The organism is Streptomyces coffeae, assembly GCF_016741875.1.
Lineage (GTDB): Bacteria > Actinomycetota > Actinomycetes > Streptomycetales > Streptomycetaceae > Streptomyces > Streptomyces coffeae.
Map to the genome: position 1 here is coordinate 1 of NZ_JAERRF010000234.1, position 297 is coordinate 297.

Annotated in this window: 1 protein-coding gene; it reads right to left on the bottom strand. The window is 72.4% G+C overall.

From position 1 onward, the window contains the following. Positions 1-297 (bottom strand): hypothetical protein (locus tag JK363_RS41810; RefSeq protein WP_201883543.1); only part of this gene is annotated, 297 nt, incomplete at both ends.

Here is a 297-nt window from a genome sequence, read left to right on the forward strand (position 1 = left end):
GAGGCGTAGTCGGCCTGCTGGATGCCCTTGACCACGCGGGTGCCCCAGAAGGGCGGCGTCGGCACCGGGTTGTCGATGGCCACATCGGAGCGCACCGGCCCCTCGTCCGGCTCCGGCTCCCGCACCTGGACGGCCTCGCGGCGGGGGACGCGGCGCTGCTTGAGCTCGGGGAGGACGGCGCCGGGGACGCCGCGCTTCACGGCGATCAGGGCGTCCATCAGCCGCAGGCCCTCGAAGGCGTCGCGGGCGTAGCGGACCTCGCCCTCGTAGAGCTCATGCAGATCCTGTTCCACATAA